This window comes from Modicisalibacter sp. 'Wilcox', from assembly GCF_010993675.1.
GTDB classification, from domain to species: domain Bacteria; phylum Pseudomonadota; class Gammaproteobacteria; order Pseudomonadales; family Halomonadaceae; genus Modicisalibacter; species Modicisalibacter tunisiensis.
Window position 1 is genome coordinate 88,398 of record NZ_WNXF01000014.1, and the last position, 17,288, is coordinate 105,685.

Sequence of the window (17,288 nt, forward strand, 5' to 3'; positions counted from 1 at the left end):
GAGCGTCGAGGTACGACATATGTCGTCGTGCCGGCGCGTAGATCGACGCTTTGCCGGACGGCAAACGCGGTATCATGACGTCGGCTTTCATCACCTCACGGGCCTCTCTCGATGCTGGGTCACGATGTTCCCGGTCTGCCGGATGCCGCGCGACTGCGCGATGCCCTCGCGCTCGATGCGCCGCTGTCGCCCGAGGCGGCGCAGGCGCTCGAGGCGTTCCTCGGCGATTACCCCCACGGCACGGGCCATGACGTCCTGCTCGATGGCGAAGGGCGCCTGCGCCCGCACTGGCGCGGGCTGCTCGAGGCGCTGGCGTCGCTCGGCGAGGCGGGGCTCGCCGAGCGCTCCGATGAGGTCCAGCGCCTGCTCTACGAGAACGGTGTCACCTTCAATGTCCACGACGACGCGCGCGGCCGCCTGCGTACCTGGCGGGTCGACCCGCTGCCGCTGGCGATCGACCCCGCGACCTGGCGCGAACTCGAGGCCGGCCTGACCCAGCGCAGTCGGCTGCTCGATGCGCTGTTCGCCGACCTCTACGGGCCCCGTCGGCTGATCGACGAGGGCGTGCTGCCGCCCGAACTGATCTTCGAGCATCCCGGCTTTCTGCTGGCCTGCGACCGGGGGGGCGAGCCTGCCGGCGAGGCCGCCGGCACGCCGTCGGGGCTGATCTTCCACGGCATCGACCTGGTGCTCGATGCCGAGGGTCGCTGGCGGGTGATCGCCGACCGGGTCCAGGCGCCGTCGGGCGCCGGCTATGCACTGGAAAACCGCATCATCCTTGCCCGCGCCATGCCCAACCTCTATCGCGAGGCGCCGCTGCGTCGCCTGGCCGGGTTCCTCGAGGCCGAGCATCGCACCCTGGCCTCGCTGTCGCCCCTGCATCGCGATCAGCCCCACGTGGTGCTGCTGACGCCGGGGCCGGACAGCGACAGCTACTTCGAGCACGCCTACCTGGCCAACTACATGAATCTTCCGTTGGTCGAGAGCCTGGATCTGGTGGTGCGCGACGAACGGGTGTGGATGCGCACCCTGGGCGGGCTCAAGCCGATCGACGTGATCCTGCGCCGGCTCGAGGATGCCTGGTGTGACCCGCTGGAGCTGCGCGGCGACTCGTTGATCGGGGTGCCCGGCCTGGTGCAGGCGGCGCGCAGCGGCGGCGTGGCGCTGTCCAATCCGTTGGGGGTGAGCGTGCTCGAGCACCCGGGGCTCGCGCCGTACCTGCCCGCACTCTGCCAGCGCCTGCTCGGCGAGCCGCTTGCGCTGGCCACACCCGAAAGCTGGTGGTGCGGCGACCCGGCCTCGCTGGAGGCGGTGCTTGCCGAGTTCGATACCCTGGTGATTCGCGGCATCGAGCCGGGCGCCCGGCTCGTCGAGGTGTCGAGCCTGAGCCGGGACCAGGCGCAGGCACTGCGCAAGGCGGTGATCGCGCGGCCGACCCGCTACGTGGCCCAGCGGCCGATCATGCCCGCCACCGCACCGGTCTACGACGAGGCCGAACACCGCCTGCATCCCGCGCCGTTCAACCTGCGTGCCTTCGTGACCCGCGAGCCGGGCGAACACGACGGTGACTGGGACTACCGGGCGATGCCGGGCGGGCTCGCCTGGGTCGGCAGCCCCGGGACACCGTCGCTGGCCAGCGAGGTGGTCAAGGATGTCTGGGTGCTGGCCGAGAAGCCGCAGCCGCACGTCAGTCTGCTGCGTCAGGCCGCCGGACCGATCGTGGTCACCCGCGATGGCGTCGATCTGCCGAGCCGGGTCGCCGACAGCCTGTTCTGGCTGGGACGCTACGGCGAGCGTCTCGACGTGCGCGCGCGGCTGTTGCGCGAGGCCCTGCTGCGTCTGCTCGAGCAGGACCAGCAGGAGTATGCCGACATCAGCCTCGCCGACCTGTTCGAGGCATTGACGCTGAAGTGGCCCGCGGCGGCCGCCGCCGAGCGACGCTTCGGCGACCTGCGTGCGACCCTGCTGACGCTCCTCGAGGACGACCAGCCGGCGGGGCTGCCGGCCTGCTTCCAGCCGATGCTGCGCAACTGCCGGGCGGTGCGCGACCATCTGGGAGACGACGCCTGGCGCGTGCTCAACCATCTGCGCCGCCACATCAATGCGCTGTCGCCGGTGCCCTCGGCGAGCGCCGGACGGCGCGCCTGCGAGGAGGTCGTCACCCAGCTGTCGGCCTTCTTCGGGCTATGCAACGAGACCATGCCGCACCACTTCGGCTGGCGTTTCATGGATATCGGACGTTTCATCGAGCGTGTGCTGCACAGCCTGGAGCTGCTGCAGCTGGCGCTGATCGAGGCCCGCGAGCCGGGCGTGGCGCTGTGGGAGGTGGTGCTGGCCACCACCGACAACGTCACCGCCTATCGCCGGCGCTACCGCAGCGAGCTGCATCCCACGGCGATCCTCGATTTGCTGCTGTTCGACGAGGGCAACCCGCGTTCGGTGGGCTACATGCTCAAGCGGCTGTGCCGCCAGATCGAACGCCTGCCGCAGAGCGGGGCATCGGGCACGCCGTACCGGCGCCAGGAGCAGCGACTGATCCTCCAGGCCTCGAGTACGCTGCAACTCGCCGATATCGACATGCTGTCCCGCGTCCACGATTCGGTCGAGGCCCGCGAAGCCTTGACGGCGCTGTTCGTCGCGCTGCTCGAGCCGCTGGAAAAACTCTCCGACGCCGTCGCCCACAGCCACTTCAGCCACGTCGAGGCGCCGCGCCAGCTGATCAAGATGCAGGTGCAGCCGTGATCTATCGTCTGCGGCACACCACCCGCTACACTTACAGCGCGCCGGTGACACTGTGTCACAACGAGGCGCGCATGCTGCCGCGCGAACTGCCCTGGCAGCATTGCGAGGCCTCGCAGGTGGCGATCGAGCCGCGCCCGGCGGCCTGCAGCGAGCGCCGCGACTTCTTCGGCAACCGGGTGCTGTACTTCGCGATCCAGGACATTCACTCGGGCCTCGAGGTCACCGTGCGTACCCGGCTCGAGACCCTGCCGCGACCCGCACCTTCGATGACGGCCGCCGGTGACTGGCAGGCCGACCGGGAAGCCCAGGCCCATGGCGTCGACGGAGGCTGCCTGGCGGCACGCCAGTTCCGGCTCGACTCGCCGTTCATCCGCCGGCACTCGCGGCTGGCGGCGTACGCCGAGCCCAGTTTCCCACCCGGGCGCTCGCTGCTCGACGCCGTGCTCGATCTCAACCGGCGCATCCATGCGGACTTCACCTACGATGCGGCATTCACCACGCTGGCCACGCCACTGATGGACGTGCTCGACGAGCGGCGGGGCGTGTGTCAGGACTTCGCGCATCTGGCGATCGGTTGCCTGCGGTCGCTGGGGCTGGCGGCACGCTATGTCAGCGGCTACCTGGAAACGCTGCCGCCGCCCGGGCAGGCCAGACTGGTGGGCGCCGACGCGTCGCACGCCTGGCTGGCGGTATTCCTGCCGGGCTGGGGCTGGCTGGAAATCGACCCCACCAACGGCAGCGTGCCCGGCGAGCAGCACATCGTCGTCGGCTGGGGGCGGGACTATGCCGACGTACCGCCGCTCAGTGGCGTGATGAGCGGTGGCGGCGAGCACACGCTGGATGTGGCGGTGGACGTGATTCCGGAGCCGAATGCGGCGCCGCGTTCGGCTTGAACGCTCGTGGCTAGCTGCTCCGAGGCGCCGGACTGGCGTCGGCAGGGGCGGTGTCGCGGCGTGCCGGGCGCCGCCGCAACGCCAGAACCGTCAACCCGCCGATCAGGCCCCAGAACGCCGCGCCCACGCCCAGCAGCGTAATGTGGGACGCGGTGATCAGGAAGGTCACCACCGCCGCCTCGCGCTCGCTGGCGTCATCGAGGGCCTGATGCAGGCTGTTGCCGATCGTCGAGAGCAGGGCGAGGCCGGCGACGGTGGCGATCAGCGGCTGGGGCAGGGCGTCGAACAGGGTGCCGATCGAGCCGCCGAACACCCCGGCCAGCAGATAGAAGCCGCCCGCGGCGGCGGCGGCCGTGTAGCGGCGTGCCGGGTCGGGATGCGCTTCCGGACCCATGCAGATCGCTGCGGTGATCGCCGCAAGGCACACTGAGAATCCGCCGAATGGCGCCAGCACCAGGGTGGCGAGACCGGTCCAGATCATCAGCGGCGATACCGGCGCGGTATAACCCGCGGCACGCAGGGTTGCCACGCCCGGGGCGTTCTGCGAGGCCATGCTGACCACGAACAGCGGGATGCCCACGCCGATCAGTGCCGCCGGCGATAACGCCGGCATGATGAAGGTCGGCTTGGCGAAGCGCAGCGCCGTGCGCTGTGTCTCGATATCGCCGGCGGCCCAGGCCACCCCCAGGCCGACCGCCAGTACCAGCAGGATAGTGTAACGGGGCAGCCAGCGCTTGCCGATCAGGTAGGCGGCGCACATCGCCCCGACCAGCGGAAAGTCGACGCGCAGGGCGGCGAAGGCATCGATCCCGAAACGCAGCAATACGCCGGCCAGCATGGCCGCGGCGATCGACGGCGGAATGCGCTGCATGAGACGTGCGAACAGCCCGGTGACTCCGCAGAGCAGCACCAGCGCGGCCGAGAACAGGAACACGCCGATTGCCTCGGGCAGGCTGTAGCCGGGCAGACTGGTGGCGAGCAGAGCCGCGCCGGGGGTCGACCAGGCGGTGAGTATTGGCTGGCGATAGTAGAGCGACAGGCCCAGAGAGGTAACGCCCATACCCAGTCCCAGCATGCTCAGCCAGGCGCCGATCTGCGCCGGGCCGGCGCCGGCAGCTTCTGCCGCCTGGAAGATGATCACCGCCGAGCTGGTATAGCCGACCAGGACCGCCACGAAACCGGCGACGAGTGCCGACGGAGAAAGATCGCGCAGGGTGGAGGGGGTGAACATGGGCGTCTCCGGTATCACGGTTGTGCGTTATAGCGCACGGTGCGGCGACGATAGCACCGTGCGCTATCGCGTACAATGCTCGGCCGACCTCGCCCAGGAACCTCGAGCGAACGACAAGGAGGCATGCCGTGCCCGACCCGACACAGCATATCGCGGTGACATTGAAGGCCCTGCGCCAGGCGCGTGGCTGGAGCCTGGCCCGTACTGCCGAAGCGACCGGCGTCAGCAAGGCGATGCTGGGGCAGATCGAGCGTGGCGAGTCGAGCCCGACGGTAGCCACGCTATGGAAAATCGCCGGCGGCCTGGAAGGCTCGTTCTCGGCGTTCCTGGCGGAACCCGCAGCGGCGCCGTCGGCCGAGCCTCAGGCGGTACTCAGCGACAGCGCCGGCATGCACATGCGGGTGCTGATTCCCTTCGACCCGCGCTGGCGCCTGGAAATGTTCGCGATCGACCTCGAACCCGGCGCCTGTAGCGAATCGAGCCCGCACGGTGTGGGGGTAGTGGAGCATGTGATCGTGATCGAGGGGGCGCTGGAGGTGGCCGAGGCCGGACGTTGGCAGACAGCCAGCGCCGGCGATGTCCTCCAGCTCGACGCGGCGCAGACCCATGCCTATCGCAACCCTCACGAGGCGAGGGCGCGCTTTCACAATCTGGTTCACTATCCGGCCGGGGAGTGAGCCGAGGGATGATGACGCCGGCAATCGGCGGGACATGGGTTACGGCGAGGTGTCGACCGGCTCTTCGATCTCGGCGTCGACGCAGCGGCCGATGATGCAGTTGCGGCCGGCCGCCTTGCAGGCGTAGAGCGCCTCGTCGGCGCAGGCCAGCAGACTCTCCAGATCGATCGGTGTACCGGGCGGGGCGGTAGCCACGCCGATGCTGACGGTAACCACGTTGGCGGCCGGTGAGCGGGCGTGAGGGATGCCGACGGCCTGCAGCATGCTGCGCATGGCTTCGGCCAGACGCGTGGCGTCATCGAGCTGGTTGTCGAGCAGGACCACCAGAAACTCTTCTCCGCCGAGGCGTACCACGATATCGGTCTCGCGGCGGAAGATGTCACGCAGGACGTCGGCAATTTCCTTGAGGCATGCATCACCCGCGGGGTGGCCGTAATAATCGTTGTACTGCTTGAAATGGTCGACATCGATCATCAGTGCCGACAGCGGGGTCATGCGGCGCCGGCTCAGCGGCAGGGCGATCTCGAGACGTTGTTCCAGCAGGCGGCGGTTGCCCAGCCCGGTCAGCGGGTCGTTGAGGGTCTGGGCGTGGAGCTGCTGATTCTTGTCGTGCAGCGAATGCAGCAGCTTGGCGATCTCGCGGGCGAGGTAGCCGATATCGTCGCGGCGTTGCTGCAGGTGTTCGGGCGGTGGTGCCGGGTTGCCTGCCTGCTGGGCCCGCACATAGCTCACCAGTTCATTGAGCGGGCGAATGAACTGACGCCTGATCACCAGCAGGCTGAGTACCAGAAAGGCGGCGAGCAGCAGCACGAGCAGTACGGGGCGATACTCGACGATCAGCGTATCGATCCGCGGCAGGTCCTCGGCTCGCGCGAGCAACCACAGCCCCGTGCCGGTCAGCAGGAACAGGCTGGCGAAAGCGCTGAGAAGCGGAATGGGCAGTCGTTGTCGACGGTCAGGCATCACGTCCGGCTCGAGAATGTTTGCCATGATTCTACGCCCACGACCGGCACGAGGGGAAACCGCGGGCCGGTCGTGGGAGAAGCGTCACGTGTGGCGTAACGTCGCGTTATTATGCAGGACTTTCGGTCGCGGGTAAGTTTCCGGCATAACGCAGAATCAACGTCGCCGGGTCGGCATCGGCGAAGCCCTGGTCGGCATGCTGGCGCAGCAGTTGATCGGCCAGGCCGGTCATCGGCGTGGCACTGGCGCAACGCCGGCCCTGTTCGACGGCCATGTCCAGATCCTTGAGCAGGGTGCGCACGTGCCAGGCCGGCGTTTCGAAGGTCTCGGCCGCCATGCGCGGCGCCAGGATGCGAAACGGCGTCGAGTCCGCGAAGCCGCCGGCCAGCGCCTCGGGGAGGCGCTCGGCATCGACGCCGCTGGCGCGGGCCAGGGCCATCATTTCGGCGACGACCAGTGCGTTGCAGCCGACGATCATCTGGTTGCAGACCTTGGTGACCTGCCCGCTGCCCACCGGTCCCATGCGTGTCACGCGGGCCGCCAGCGGGGCGAACACCGGTGCCAGGGCCTCGATGCGCGGGGCATCGCCGCCGCACATGATGGCCAGGCTGCCGGCCTCGGCACCGGCCACACCACCCGAGACCGGGGCGTCGATCCAGGCCGTGCCGCAGGTCTCGTGCAGGCGGCGGGCGAACTCGCGGGTCGCCTGGGGGTCGCTGCTGGAGAAGTCGATCAGGGTCTGGTCGGCCCGTGCGCGGGAGGCCACGCCGTCCCCGCCGAATACCACGGTCTCGACCACGGTCGTATTGGCCAGGCACAGCATCACCACGTCCACGTTGTCGACCAGCTCGCCCAGGGTGGCGGCCACCTCGGCGCCGGCCCCGGAGAGCGCCTCGGCCTTGGCCGGGGTCCGGTTCCAGACACTCACCGTGAAACCGGCCCCCAGCAGGCGGCGTACCATCGGCTCTCCCATGAGGCCGATCCCCACGAATCCCAGGCGCAGTCGGGGCATTGCATGTTCTCCAGACGGTAACGGACGGAAACACGATGCTACTGGTCGCCGATGGCGCTGGAAAGTCACACGGCCCTTGATCGGACAGGCGTTTCGCGCCATATCTGGGAATGGCTATCGATCCGGGAGACGGCAATGACCGAAATGATGCAACTGGGCTGCCCACACTGCCTGGCGATCAACCGCGTGGCCATCGCCCGCCTGCACGACGCGCCCCAGTGCGGGCGCTGCAAGCGGCGGCTGTTCACGGGCGAGGTCGTCGAGCTGACCGAGGAGAACTACTCGGCACTGGTCGAGCGCAGCGAGCTGCCCGTGGTGGTGGACTTCTGGGCCGCCTGGTGCGGGCCCTGCAAGATGATGGCGCCGATCTTCGCGCAGACCGCCGAGGCGCTCGAGCCGCGCCTGCGCTTCGCCAAGCTCGATACCGAGGCCCATCCGCGGCTGGCCGGGCGCTTCGGCATCCGCAGCATTCCCACGCTGATCGTCTTTCGCGAGGGGCGCGAGATCGCCCGCCAGTCCGGGGCACTGCCGGGTCCGCAGCTCCAGCAGTGGCTCGAGCAAGTGACGTGAACCCCAGGGAGGACCCATGACGTCGATGTCCAGCGAATGCCGTGTCCGCGTGACCACCGGCGACATCACCCGGCTCGAGGTGGATGCCATCGTCAATGCCGCCAACCACTCGCTGATGGGCGGTGGCGGCGTGGACGGCGCCATCCACCGGGCCGCCGGCCCCGAGCTCAAGCAGGCCTGCCGGCGCCTGCGCGAGACCGACTGGCCCGACGGCCTGCCGGACGGCGAGGTGGCGCTGACCGATGGCTTCAACCTGCCGGCACGCTACGTGATCCACACCGTCGGGCCGGTGTATGCGAAGACGAAGGACAAGTCGCACCTGCTCGCCAACTGCTATCGTAACGCCCTGGCGCTGGCCGACGAACATGACTGCCGCAGCATCGCCTTCCCGGCGATCTCCACCGGCGTCTATGGCTATCCGTTCGACGAGGCCGCGCGGGTCGTCATCGACGTGCTGGCCGAGGCGACGTCTGAAGACGCACCGGAGGTGATCCTGTGCTTCTTCAGCGAACGGGACGCCGGGGCCTTCGAGGCGATCTGCGAGGAGACCGGCTTTCCGGTGTGCGCCGAGCACGGCTGATGGGTGCTGCTTGCCGAATGCCCCGGGCTCGCGCAAGGTATGGAGCCTTTATTCGGGCAGGAGGCGTGATGAATCAGGTAATGCTGGTAACCGGGGGGAGCCGGGGAATCGGCGTGGCGACGGCCCGTCTCGGGGCGGCCGCAGGCTACGGGGTGTGCGTCAACTATCGGGGCAACCGCGAGGCCGCCGAGGCGCTGGCCGAGGAGATCGTCGCCGCCGGCGGCCGAGCCATCGCCGTGCAGGCCGATGTTGCCGACGAGGGCGAGGTGGTGCGGCTGTTCGAGCGCGTCGACCGCGAACTGGGAGCGGTCACCGCGCTGGTCAACAATGCCGGCATTCTCGAGCAGCAGTGCCGGGTCGCCGACATGGATGCGGCGCGGCTGACTCGCCTCCTGGCCGTCAACGTGACCGGCAGCTTCCTGTGTGCCCGGGAGGCGATCCGTCGCATGTCCACCGCCCAGGGCGGCAACGGCGGTGCCATTGTCAACCTGTCCTCCGTCGCCGCGCGGGTCGGTGCCCCGAACGAGTATGTCGACTATGCCGCCACCAAGGGGGCCGTCGATACCTTCACGCTGGGGCTGGCCAGGGAAGTGGCCGACGAGGGGATCCGCGTCAATGCCGTGCGTCCCGGCATCATTTATACCGATATCCACGCCAGTGGCGGGGAGCCCGGGCGAGTCGACCGGCTCAAGGACAGTGTGCCGATGCGCCGGGGTGGCGAGGCCGAGGAAGTCGCTCGGGCGATTCTCTGGCTGCTTTCCGACAACGCGTCCTATACCACCGGCACCTTCATCGACGTGACCGGGGGCCGCTGACGGTTCAGCGTGCCCAGCGGCCCATCTCGTGCAGGCGTTCGAACCAGGCACGCAGGGCACGTTCGCTGAGCGACTCGACCTGGCCGATGAGCGTGGCCTCGATCGGGGCGATGCCCACGAAGCCGAGAACATTGCGTTCCAGCGACTTGACGCTGTGGGCGCGATAGAAGTGTTCGTAGACCAGTGCCGGCATGCCCATGGTGACCACGACCCGGGCCGAGCGTCCGGAGAGCCCCTTGGCCGCGAACGGGGAGGTGGCGCCGGGCGCAAAGGCGAACCCCGGGCGGGCCACCTGCTCGAGAAATCCCTTGAACAGCGCCGGCATGTCACCCAGCCAAAGCGGAAAGAACAGCACGAGATGCTCGGCCCAGGCGATGGCGGTCTGTGACTCGCGCAGCGCCTCCGGCAGCGGTTCGTTTTCCCAGGCACGGCGGCTGCGCAGCAGCGGAAAGTCCAGCGTGCCCACATCGATCACGCGCACGCTGTGCCCGGTCGCTTCCGCGCCTTCCAGATAGTGCTGTGCCAGCGCATGGCACAGGTGAGGCTCGCTGGCGTCGGGGTGGCCCTGGAGGATGAGGATGCGTCGGGACATGAATGCCGCCTCGAATGCCGGGGTCTGTCAACGAGCGTAGTTCAACACCCGGCAGCGGTTCGGCGGATTTAGCTGGTGCCGGGTGCATGACGCCTCTGGTCGTCATGCACCGCGGTCGATCACTTCCACTTGATGTTGCAGCCGATGGCCGGCTTCTGGTCTTCGCTCGGTGCCTTGCCGGCCAGCACCGCATCGGCGGCGGCACGTAGGGCCTCGCCGGTCACCGGGGTGTCCTTGCTCGGGCGGCTGTCATCGAACTGGCCGCGGTAGGCCAGCTTGTGCTCGCGGTCGAAAAGAAAGAAGTCCGGCGTGCAGGCGGCACCGAAGGCGCGCGCCACTTCCTGGCTCTCGTCCACCAGGTAGGGGAAGGTGTATTCCCGGTGGCGGATCTCCTCGCACATCTTCGCCGGGCTGTCGTCCGGCTGGCTGTGGAAGTCGTTGCTGTTGATCGCCACCACGGCCAGCCCGCGTTCCTGATACTCGCGGCCGAACGCGGAGAAGGCGTCGGCGATATGCTGGACGAACGGGCAGTGGTTGCAGATGAAGGCCACCAGCAGCGGCTGGCCGGCCAGCTCGTCGCTGGCGACTTCCTCGCCCTCGGCATCCGGCAGCCGGAAGGCCGGCATCGACGAGCCCAGGTCGATCATGTTGGACGGCGTGAGTGCCATGCGAAACTCCTTTTCTCGTGTCTCGGCCCCGTTGGCAGCAGCAGGGCGCGAAGGTTCCAGTGTAGGCGCCATGTCGGCGTCACGCCCAGGCAGCGGGACGGGAATCAAGCACTTGGCGGGTCCCATGCATGGGGTTGACCACGCTGCCCGGCCGTGGCCTGCCCGGGCGGCGATTTTTCAGCCCCCGCCCAAGACGACACCGGCGAAAAGCTGGATAATGGCGCCCATTCGCCTGCGGGCGCTTCCAGTCACCAATCCGGCTTTTTCCATGGAAATCAAGGTCAATTACCTCGAAAACCTGCGTCAGGAAGCGAAGTTCGACGATTTCAGCGTCATCACCGATCAGCCGATCCGCTACAAGGGCGACGGCTCCGCGCCGGGGCCGTTCGACTACTTCCTGGCCTCCTCGGCACTGTGCGCCGCCTACTTCGTGCGGGTGTACTGCAACGCCCGGGACATCCCCACCGAGAACATCCGGCTGTCGCAGAACAACATCGTCGACCCGGAGAACCGCTACAACCAGATCTTCCGCATCCAGGTCGAGCTGCCCAGCGACCTGTCCGACAAGGATCGTACCGGCATCCTGCGTTCCATCGAGCGCTGCTCGGTCAAGCGGGTGATCCAGAACAATCCCGAGTTCCAGATCGAGGTGGTCGAGAACATCGACGAGGACGCCCAGGCGCTGCTGATGGGTGGCACCGTCGAGAGCAGCGAGACCTGGATCGAAGGCAAGGACATGCCGCTGGAGCGGACCATTGCCAACATGACCGGCACCCTCGAGGCGCTCGGCATGAAGATCGAGATCGCCTCGTGGCGTAACATCGTGCCGCACGTGTGGTCGCTGCACATCCGCGATGCCGCGTCGCCGATGTGTTTCACCAACGGCAAGGGCGCTACCAAGGAAGCTGCGTTGTGCTCGGCGCTGGGCGAGTTCATCGAGCGTCTGAGCTGCAACTTCTTCTACAATGATCAGTTCTTCGGCGAAACCATCGCCAACAGTGACTTCGTGCACTATCCGCACGAGCAGTGGTTCCAGCCGGGGCCGAACGACGAGTTGCCGGCCGGGATACTCGACGACCACTGCCGGGCGATCTATGACCCGGACGGCGAGCTGCGCGGTTCGCACCTGATCGACACCAACTCCGGCAAGACGGCGCGCGGCATCGTGTCCCTGCCGTTCGTGCGGCAGTCGGACGGCGAGACGATCTATTTCCCCTCCAACCTGATCGAGAACCTGTATCTCAGCAACGGCATGAGTGCCGGCAACACCGTGGCCGAGGCGCAGGTGCAGTGTCTTTCCGAGATCTTCGAGCGCGCGGTGAAGAAGCAGATCATCGAGCAGGAGATCGTGCTGCCCGACGTGCCCGGGGACGTGCTGGCGAAGTACCCGAGCATCGTCGAAGGCATCGAGGCGCTGGAGGCGCAGGGCTTTCCGGTGCTGGTCAAGGATGCCTCGCTCGGCGGCCGCTTCCCGGTGATGTGCGTGACGCTGATGAACCCGCGCACCGGTGGGGTGTTCGCCTCGTTCGGCGCCCATCCCAGCTTGCAGGTGGCGCTGGAGCGCAGCCTCACCGAGCTGCTGCAGGGGCGCAGCTTCGAGGGCCTGAACGATCTGCCGCCGCCCACCTTCAACTCCCAGGCGGTCGCCGAGCCGAACAACTTCGTCGAGCACTTCATCGACTCGTCCGGGGTGATCTCCTGGCGTTTCTTCAGTGCGCGTGCCGATGTCGAATTCTGCGAATGGGACTTCTCCGGTACCACCGCGGAGGAGTCGGCGCGGCTGTTCGGGATTCTCGAGGACGAAGGGCTGGAAGCCTACGTGGCCATTCACGAGGATCTGGGCGCGCCGGTGTGCCGCATCCTGGTGCCGGGCTATTCCGAGGTGTATCCCGTGGAGGATCTGGTGTGGGACAACACCAACATGGCGCTGGCCTTCCGCGAGGACATTCTCAACCTGCACGCGCTGAACGAGGCGCAACTGGGCGATCTGCTGGAGCGGCTGGAAGAAAGCGAGCTCGACGAGCAGATGAAGATCGTCACCCTGATCGGCATCGAGTTCGACGACAATACCGTCTGGTCCGAGCTGACCATCCTCGAGCTCAAGCTGCTGATCGAGCTGGCGCTGGGTCAGCACGAGGCGGCGCTGGAGCGGGTCGAGATGTTCCTGCAGTTCAACGACAACACCCTCGAGCGCGAGCGATTCTACCGTGCCATGCAGGCGGTGCTGGAGATCGTGCTCGACGAGGAGCTCGAGCTGGATGACTTCCGCCGCAATCTGGCACGCATGTTCGGCGAGGAGGTCCTGACCGCGGTGATCGGCTCGGTGACCGGCGAGGTGCGCTTTCACGGGCTGACGCCCACCAGCCTGGGGCTGGAAGGCATCGACCGGCACCAGCGGCTGATCGAGAGCTACCGCAAGCTGCACGCTCATCGTGCGGCCCGGGCGGAACGGCAGGCGGCGACGCCGGTGCAGTAGACGCCGACCCGCAGCAGGTTCCATCGTGCTCGGCCGCATTGGCGGCCGAGCACGCGGCGTGGACTCAATTCATGCCGGAGCCCATGCCGCCCCCGTGGTTGCGTTTCTTGTCCCAGCCCTTGCTCCGCGATTCGGGCAGCGTGACTCCCTGTTTCCTGGCGCGTTCCTGCATCAGCCGGTGATGTTCTTCGCGAAGACGCTGGCGCTCCGTGGCGCCCTGGGCGTCATGCATCCGCTGCTGGTACTGCTCGCGTTCCTCGCGGGACATGATCTGCCAACCGTATATTGACTGACCGTCTGGGTCGCGATCCCGCAGCCGGGTCTGATCGCGTTCGTGAAGCTGATCCTGATCCTGGGTCTGGGTGGCGTCGGTCTTGTGGATACGATCCTGGTCACGATCCCGGTCCTGATCCTGTGCGAGTACCGGTGAGGCGAGGGTGGCTGCCAGAAGGGCGACGAACAAGGTTCTCATGGACGTTCTCCATAACCGTGCAAGGGGATACCGGCAGAGGATGCTGCCGGTGGTCAAGCCGCACTCTGGTATATAGACGCCATCCTATCGGCCGTGATTGATGGTCATCAAGGGAGAGGACGGGCGTCCTCCTGACGAGCGGAAAACGCCGGCGGGCTTGCTCGCCGTCAAGAGCAGGCGCACCGTGCCCGAAGCCTCCGGCGGGCGGCTTCAGGCGTTGTCGACGGCCGTGGTCGGCAGGGGGTCACGCGGGACTGGCGGTTCCCTGTTCGGCGGCGTCGAGCAGCGTCACGGCCAGGCGCACGAAATCCACCGAAGAGACGATGCCGACGAGGTGCCCGTCGTCATCCACCACCGGCATGGCGCCCTGGCGATGGGCCAGCAGTTGCCGGCCCGCCTCGGCGAGCGGCGTTTCAGGCGAGAGCGTGAGCGCGTCCCGGGAAATGGCCCTGGCGAGCGGGATGCGTCCCAGGTGGCGGCTCAGGTGCAGCGAGCCGAAGGTGTCGGTGATCCGCAAGGCTTCGCGCAGCACCACCTTCTGGTTGAGCAGCCCGGCCAGGTGACCCTGCTCGTCCAGCACCGGCAGGTGACGCACCTTGTGTTCCCGCATGGCCTCGTTGCCGTCGTGGAGCGTCTGCTCGAGACGTAGCGTCACGATGTCGCGCGTCATGATGTCGGCGACGATGGCAGGAGTCTCTTGGGTCATGAAATGTGTCCTCGGTCGAGTCGCATAACGAGTGTGGCCAATGCCACGCCCGGGGGATGCCATCGGCTCGCGGATGGCCCTCGAGGCGCCGGTGGGCCGGCGTCCTCGCGATGGAGCAGACGGGGAACGGCGGGACTGCCGGTCCACGCCGACTCCCTGTTTCCTCTCTATATCGGCAGCTTTCGGCGGGAGAGTAGGCCGAGGGCGGCTTTTCCCGGAACGGCACCTCGCCTTCGGGCTGGTGCCGCCCCGTCGCGCGAGTGATCCTGTGGCCGATGGGGACGCGCCCGCCGGTAGCGATACCGGCTTGCCCGGGTCAGGTCAGGTCCTTCAGCGGGCGGGACAGCAGATCCGAGACCACGGTCGGCATGAACTCCCGGGGCAGGGTGATGGCATAGAAGTTCTCGTAGACGTTGGGCAGCCTGGCGTAGCGAGTCAGCCGCCCCTGCTTCACCTCATCCTTGACCACCACCTCCGGCAGCACGCTCAGCGCGCCGCTGTCCCGGGCCAGCAGGCGCAGCATGGCCATGTCGTCGGCCTCGGCGAGGATCTCCGGTCGGTACTGATGCAGGCTGCAGAAGCCGTCGAAGGCGCGGCGTATTTCATGATGCTCGCCGGGCAGCACCCAGCGCAGGTCGGCGTAGCCCTCGGGGAAGGCGGCGCCCGGGTCGGACTCCGGCGGACCGAGGATCGACAGCGGCTGGCGGGCCAGCAGCTGGCTCTGCCACGCCGCCCGGGGTGAGTCGGAAGGGGACAGCTGGGTGTTGGTAAGCACGACGTCGAACTCGTGTCGGGCCAGGCCGTCGAGCAGGTTGCTCATGCCCCGGGCATGCAGGCTGAAATGCACCTTGTGCTCGTCGCGGTTGAGCAGCGGATCGATGAAGCTCTCGATGAAGTTGCGCGACATGGTGGAGAGCGTGCCGATCCGCAGGCGCTGATACTCGGGTTCGATGCCCCGGCTGATCAGCGATTCCAGCTCCTCGCCCTTGGTGAAGATCACCTCGGCATAGTTGAACACCTGCCGCCCCGCCTCGGTCAGCACCAGGGTACGATTGCGCCGCTCGAACAGCCGCTTGCCCATCCGGTCCTCCAGCTTGCGGATCTGCGCCGAGAGGGCGCTCTGCGACAGGTGCAGCGCCTCGGCAACCCGCGTGAGCTTGCCCTCGCGGGCCACGTGCCAGAAGTAGTAGAGGTGGTGGTAGTTCAGACGGCTCATTTCGTTCTCTTTTATAGAACAATAAATCAATATATATCCATTTTAATTCAAGAAAAGCAGGCTGGATACTGCTCCCTCCACGGATCATCGGAGGCATTCCATGCATTGGAACGAGCTGTTGCCCACCATCCTGCTTTCCCTGGTGCCTGCCATCCTGGTGCTGGGCGCCCTGGCAAGCGGCCGCCAGACGAGTGCACGCGCCTGGCGCACGGCCCGGACCGCCACCCTGGCCGGGCTGTGTCTCTCGGCGCTGCTGCTGGCGCTGGGCCTGGCACAGAGGCTGCCGGCGGTGATCGGCGTGTGGCAGGCGACGCCCCTGCAACTGATCATGCTGCTGCTCGCCAACTTCATTGCCTTCGTGGTGGTGCGCTACAGCGCCACCTATCTGCAGGGCGAGCCTCGCCAGCAGCGCTTCGTCACGCTCGTCCAGACGGTATTCGCGGCGGTCAGCGTGGCGGTGCTGAGCGACTTTCTTCCGATGTTCCTGGCCGCCTGGCTGGGCATCAGCCTGGCCATGCATCAGCTGCTGATGTTCTACCCCGACCGGCCCCGTGCGGCCCTGGCGGCCCACAAGAAGTTTCTCTTCGCCCGCGCCGCCGAGCTGTGTGCCCTGGGGGCCTTCCTGCTGTTGTACCTCCACCACGACAGCGCCCGGATCAGCGTGATCGTCGGCGCCTATGCGGCGCCGGGCGGGAACCTGTCCGTCGGGGAACAGGCGGCGGCCTGCCTGCTCGCGCTGGCGGCGCTGATCAAGTGCGCCCAGCTGCCCTTGCATGGCTGGCTGATCCAGGTGGTCGAGGCGCCCACGCCGGTCTCGGCGGCGTTGCACGGGGGCGTGATCAACCTCGGCGGCTATCTGCTGCTGCTGTTCTCGCCGCTGTTGCTGCAGTCCACGCCGGCCCGGGCGCTGATCCTGATCGTCGCGGGTCTCGGCAGCGTACTGGCGGCGCTGGTCATGATGACGCGCATCAGCATCAAGGTCCGACTGGCGTGGTCGACCAGCGCCCAGATGGGGCTGATGCTGGTCGAGATCGCTCTGGGACTGGTGGAGCTGGCGCTGCTGCATCTGCTGGCGCACTCCTGCTACAAGGCCTACGCCTTCCTGAGTTCCGGCGAGGCCGTGCAGGAGGATCTGCTGCGCCGGCAGGCGCCGGGCCGTCGCCCGACGCCGGCACAGTGGCTGGCGGCCGGTGCCACCAGCGTTGCCCTGGTGGCGGGCCTGGCGGTTGTCGTGCGCGCCGGCTTCGACTCGAGCGCCTTCGCGGTGGTCAGCCCCTGGGTGCTGTTGACCCTGGCGCTGACGGCCTTGCTGGCCGAGCGGCGCGGTCCGCTGGCGTCGGGGGACGGGGCGGGCTTCCTCGGCCTGGCCGCGCTGGTGATGCTCGCTTATTTCGGTCTCAAGTCGCTGTTCGCAGTCCTGCTGCCCCCCGCCGAGCACACGGCGCCGCTGTGGGCGGATCTCTGGATGAGCACGCTGTTCGTGATGCTGTTCGCGGGCTACGGCCTGCAGCGCCATGGCCTGCACCTTCGCTGGGTACAGACGCTCAACCTCTACTGCTACGCCGGGTTCTACCTGGACGAGTGGGTCACCCGCAGCACTCTGAGACTCTGGCCACACCCGCTGCCCGCTCGGATCAAGGCCAAACGACTGCACGCCACTACCGGGGAGGCTTGA

Annotated in this window: 16 protein-coding genes; 8 read left to right on the forward strand and 8 right to left on the reverse strand. The window is 67.6% G+C overall.

The annotated features are described in order from the left end of the window. The first annotated feature begins 111 nt into the window (after positions 1 to 111). Both G7A98_RS13210 and G7A98_RS13215 read left to right on the forward strand, forming a co-directional pair. A complete protein-coding gene (locus tag G7A98_RS13210; RefSeq protein WP_163650148.1) occupies positions 112 to 2,742 on the forward strand; it encodes a circularly permuted type 2 ATP-grasp protein in 2,631 nt (876 codons plus the stop codon). Beyond that, the gene (locus G7A98_RS13215; RefSeq protein ID WP_163650149.1) at positions 2,739 to 3,635 is read left to right on the forward strand and encodes a transglutaminase family protein; all 897 of its coding nucleotides are present in this window, start codon (positions 2,739 to 2,741) and stop codon (positions 3,633 to 3,635) included. Before G7A98_RS13210 ends, G7A98_RS13215 begins: the two co-directional genes overlap by 4 nt. A 10-nt stretch (positions 3,636 to 3,645) precedes the next feature. On the opposite strand, the gene G7A98_RS13220 is transcribed toward G7A98_RS13215, so the two are convergent. After that, positions 3,646 to 4,866, reverse strand: a complete 1,221-nt coding sequence (locus G7A98_RS13220) for a benzoate/H(+) symporter BenE family transporter (RefSeq protein WP_163650150.1) — start codon at positions 4,864 to 4,866, stop codon at positions 3,646 to 3,648. Between the two features lie 128 nt (positions 4,867 to 4,994). Here G7A98_RS13220 and G7A98_RS13225 point away from each other — a divergent pair, with 128 nt between their 5' ends. After that, positions 4,995 to 5,543 (forward strand): XRE family transcriptional regulator, encoded by a 549-nt coding sequence (locus G7A98_RS13225; protein ID WP_163650151.1) that lies wholly within the window; start codon positions 4,995 to 4,997, stop codon positions 5,541 to 5,543. Positions 5,544 to 5,582: 39 nt separating this feature from the next. Here G7A98_RS13225 and G7A98_RS13230 read toward each other — a convergent pair whose 3' ends face one another. Both G7A98_RS13230 and G7A98_RS13235 read right to left on the reverse strand, forming a co-directional pair. Beyond that, positions 5,583 to 6,533: a GGDEF domain-containing protein gene (locus G7A98_RS13230; RefSeq protein WP_163650152.1), complete on the reverse strand. Its 951-nt coding sequence runs from the start codon at positions 6,531 to 6,533 to the stop codon at positions 5,583 to 5,585. Between the two features lie 82 nt (positions 6,534 to 6,615). Next, complete coding sequence (locus tag G7A98_RS13235) at positions 6,616 to 7,518, reverse strand: NAD(P)-dependent oxidoreductase (RefSeq protein ID WP_205596270.1); 903 nt, start codon at positions 7,516 to 7,518, stop codon at positions 6,616 to 6,618. Between the two features lie 135 nt (positions 7,519 to 7,653). Here G7A98_RS13235 and trxC point away from each other — a divergent pair, with 135 nt between their 5' ends. The 3 genes from trxC (at position 7,654) to G7A98_RS13250 (ending at position 9,483) form a co-directional block, all read left to right on the forward strand. Next, positions 7,654 to 8,088 (forward strand): thioredoxin TrxC, encoded by a 435-nt coding sequence (gene trxC, locus G7A98_RS13240; RefSeq protein ID WP_163650153.1) that lies wholly within the window; start codon positions 7,654 to 7,656, stop codon positions 8,086 to 8,088. Positions 8,089 to 8,104: 16 nt separating this feature from the next. Further along, a complete protein-coding gene (locus G7A98_RS13245; protein WP_205596271.1) occupies positions 8,105 to 8,668 on the forward strand; it encodes an O-acetyl-ADP-ribose deacetylase in 564 nt (187 codons plus the stop codon). 68 nt (positions 8,669 to 8,736) lie between these two features. Then, positions 8,737 to 9,483 carry an SDR family oxidoreductase gene (locus G7A98_RS13250; RefSeq protein WP_163650154.1) on the forward strand — a complete coding sequence of 249 codons (747 nt, stop codon included), beginning with the start codon at positions 8,737 to 8,739 and terminating at the stop codon, positions 9,481 to 9,483. Between the two features lie 4 nt (positions 9,484 to 9,487). On the opposite strand, the gene G7A98_RS13255 is transcribed toward G7A98_RS13250, so the two are convergent. Both G7A98_RS13255 and G7A98_RS13260 read right to left on the reverse strand, forming a co-directional pair. Beyond that, complete coding sequence (locus tag G7A98_RS13255; protein WP_163650155.1) at positions 9,488 to 10,075, reverse strand: NAD(P)H-dependent oxidoreductase; 588 nt, start codon at positions 10,073 to 10,075, stop codon at positions 9,488 to 9,490. Positions 10,076 to 10,194: 119 nt separating this feature from the next. Further along, positions 10,195 to 10,743 (reverse strand): thioredoxin family protein, encoded by a 549-nt coding sequence (locus G7A98_RS13260; RefSeq protein WP_163650156.1) that lies wholly within the window; start codon positions 10,741 to 10,743, stop codon positions 10,195 to 10,197. Positions 10,744 to 11,011: 268 nt separating this feature from the next. Here G7A98_RS13260 and G7A98_RS13265 point away from each other — a divergent pair, with 268 nt between their 5' ends. Further along, complete coding sequence (locus G7A98_RS13265; RefSeq protein ID WP_163650157.1) at positions 11,012 to 13,219, forward strand: OsmC domain/YcaO domain-containing protein; 2,208 nt, start codon at positions 11,012 to 11,014, stop codon at positions 13,217 to 13,219. Positions 13,220 to 13,283: 64 nt separating this feature from the next. On the opposite strand, the gene G7A98_RS13270 is transcribed toward G7A98_RS13265, so the two are convergent. The 3 genes from G7A98_RS13270 to G7A98_RS13280 all read right to left on the reverse strand — a co-directional run bounded on the left by G7A98_RS13270 (position 13,284) and on the right by G7A98_RS13280 (position 15,613). Then, positions 13,284 to 13,691, reverse strand: coding sequence for a hypothetical protein (locus G7A98_RS13270; RefSeq protein WP_163650158.1), 408 nt, complete (start codon positions 13,689 to 13,691; stop codon positions 13,284 to 13,286). A 244-nt stretch (positions 13,692 to 13,935) separates the two neighbouring features. After that, a complete protein-coding gene (locus tag G7A98_RS13275) occupies positions 13,936 to 14,397 on the reverse strand; it encodes a CBS domain-containing protein (RefSeq protein WP_163650159.1) in 462 nt (153 codons plus the stop codon). 316 nt (positions 14,398 to 14,713) lie between these two features. Next, complete coding sequence (locus G7A98_RS13280) at positions 14,714 to 15,613, reverse strand: LysR substrate-binding domain-containing protein (protein ID WP_163650160.1); 900 nt, start codon at positions 15,611 to 15,613, stop codon at positions 14,714 to 14,716. A 100-nt stretch (positions 15,614 to 15,713) separates the two neighbouring features. Here G7A98_RS13280 and G7A98_RS13285 point away from each other — a divergent pair, with 100 nt between their 5' ends. Continuing rightward, positions 15,714 to 17,288: an NADH-quinone oxidoreductase subunit L gene (locus G7A98_RS13285; protein WP_163650161.1), complete on the forward strand. Its 1,575-nt coding sequence runs from the start codon at positions 15,714 to 15,716 to the stop codon at positions 17,286 to 17,288.

What these genes read in the sequence shown, in the direction of transcription:
- G7A98_RS13265 (WP_163650157.1), top strand. Translation starts at nt 11,012, where the DNA reads ATGGAAATCAAGGTCAATTACCTCGAAAACCTGCGTCAGGAAGCGAAG.
- G7A98_RS13230 (WP_163650152.1), bottom strand. Translation starts at nt 6,533, where the DNA reads ATGGCAAACATTCTCGAGCCGGACGTGATGCCTGACCGTCGACAACGA.
- G7A98_RS13260 (WP_163650156.1), bottom strand. Translation starts at nt 10,743, where the DNA reads ATGGCACTCACGCCGTCCAACATGATCGACCTGGGCTCGTCGATGCCG.
- G7A98_RS13210 (WP_163650148.1), top strand. Translation starts at nt 112, where the DNA reads ATGCTGGGTCACGATGTTCCCGGTCTGCCGGATGCCGCGCGACTGCGC.
- G7A98_RS13235 (WP_205596270.1), bottom strand. Translation starts at nt 7,518, where the DNA reads ATGCCCCGACTGCGCCTGGGATTCGTGGGGATCGGCCTCATGGGAGAG.
- G7A98_RS13285 (WP_163650161.1), top strand. Translation starts at nt 15,714, where the DNA reads ATGCATTGGAACGAGCTGTTGCCCACCATCCTGCTTTCCCTGGTGCCT.
- G7A98_RS13220 (WP_163650150.1), bottom strand. Translation starts at nt 4,866, where the DNA reads ATGTTCACCCCCTCCACCCTGCGCGATCTTTCTCCGTCGGCACTCGTC.
- G7A98_RS13245 (WP_205596271.1), top strand. Translation starts at nt 8,105, where the DNA reads ATGACGTCGATGTCCAGCGAATGCCGTGTCCGCGTGACCACCGGCGAC.
- G7A98_RS13275 (WP_163650159.1), bottom strand. Translation starts at nt 14,397, where the DNA reads ATGACCCAAGAGACTCCTGCCATCGTCGCCGACATCATGACGCGCGAC.
- G7A98_RS13270 (WP_163650158.1), bottom strand. Translation starts at nt 13,691, where the DNA reads ATGAGAACCTTGTTCGTCGCCCTTCTGGCAGCCACCCTCGCCTCACCG.
- trxC (WP_163650153.1), top strand. Translation starts at nt 7,654, where the DNA reads ATGACCGAAATGATGCAACTGGGCTGCCCACACTGCCTGGCGATCAAC.
- G7A98_RS13255 (WP_163650155.1), bottom strand. Translation starts at nt 10,075, where the DNA reads ATGTCCCGACGCATCCTCATCCTCCAGGGCCACCCCGACGCCAGCGAG.
- G7A98_RS13250 (WP_163650154.1), top strand. Translation starts at nt 8,737, where the DNA reads ATGAATCAGGTAATGCTGGTAACCGGGGGGAGCCGGGGAATCGGCGTG.
- G7A98_RS13280 (WP_163650160.1), bottom strand. Translation starts at nt 15,613, where the DNA reads ATGAGCCGTCTGAACTACCACCACCTCTACTACTTCTGGCACGTGGCC.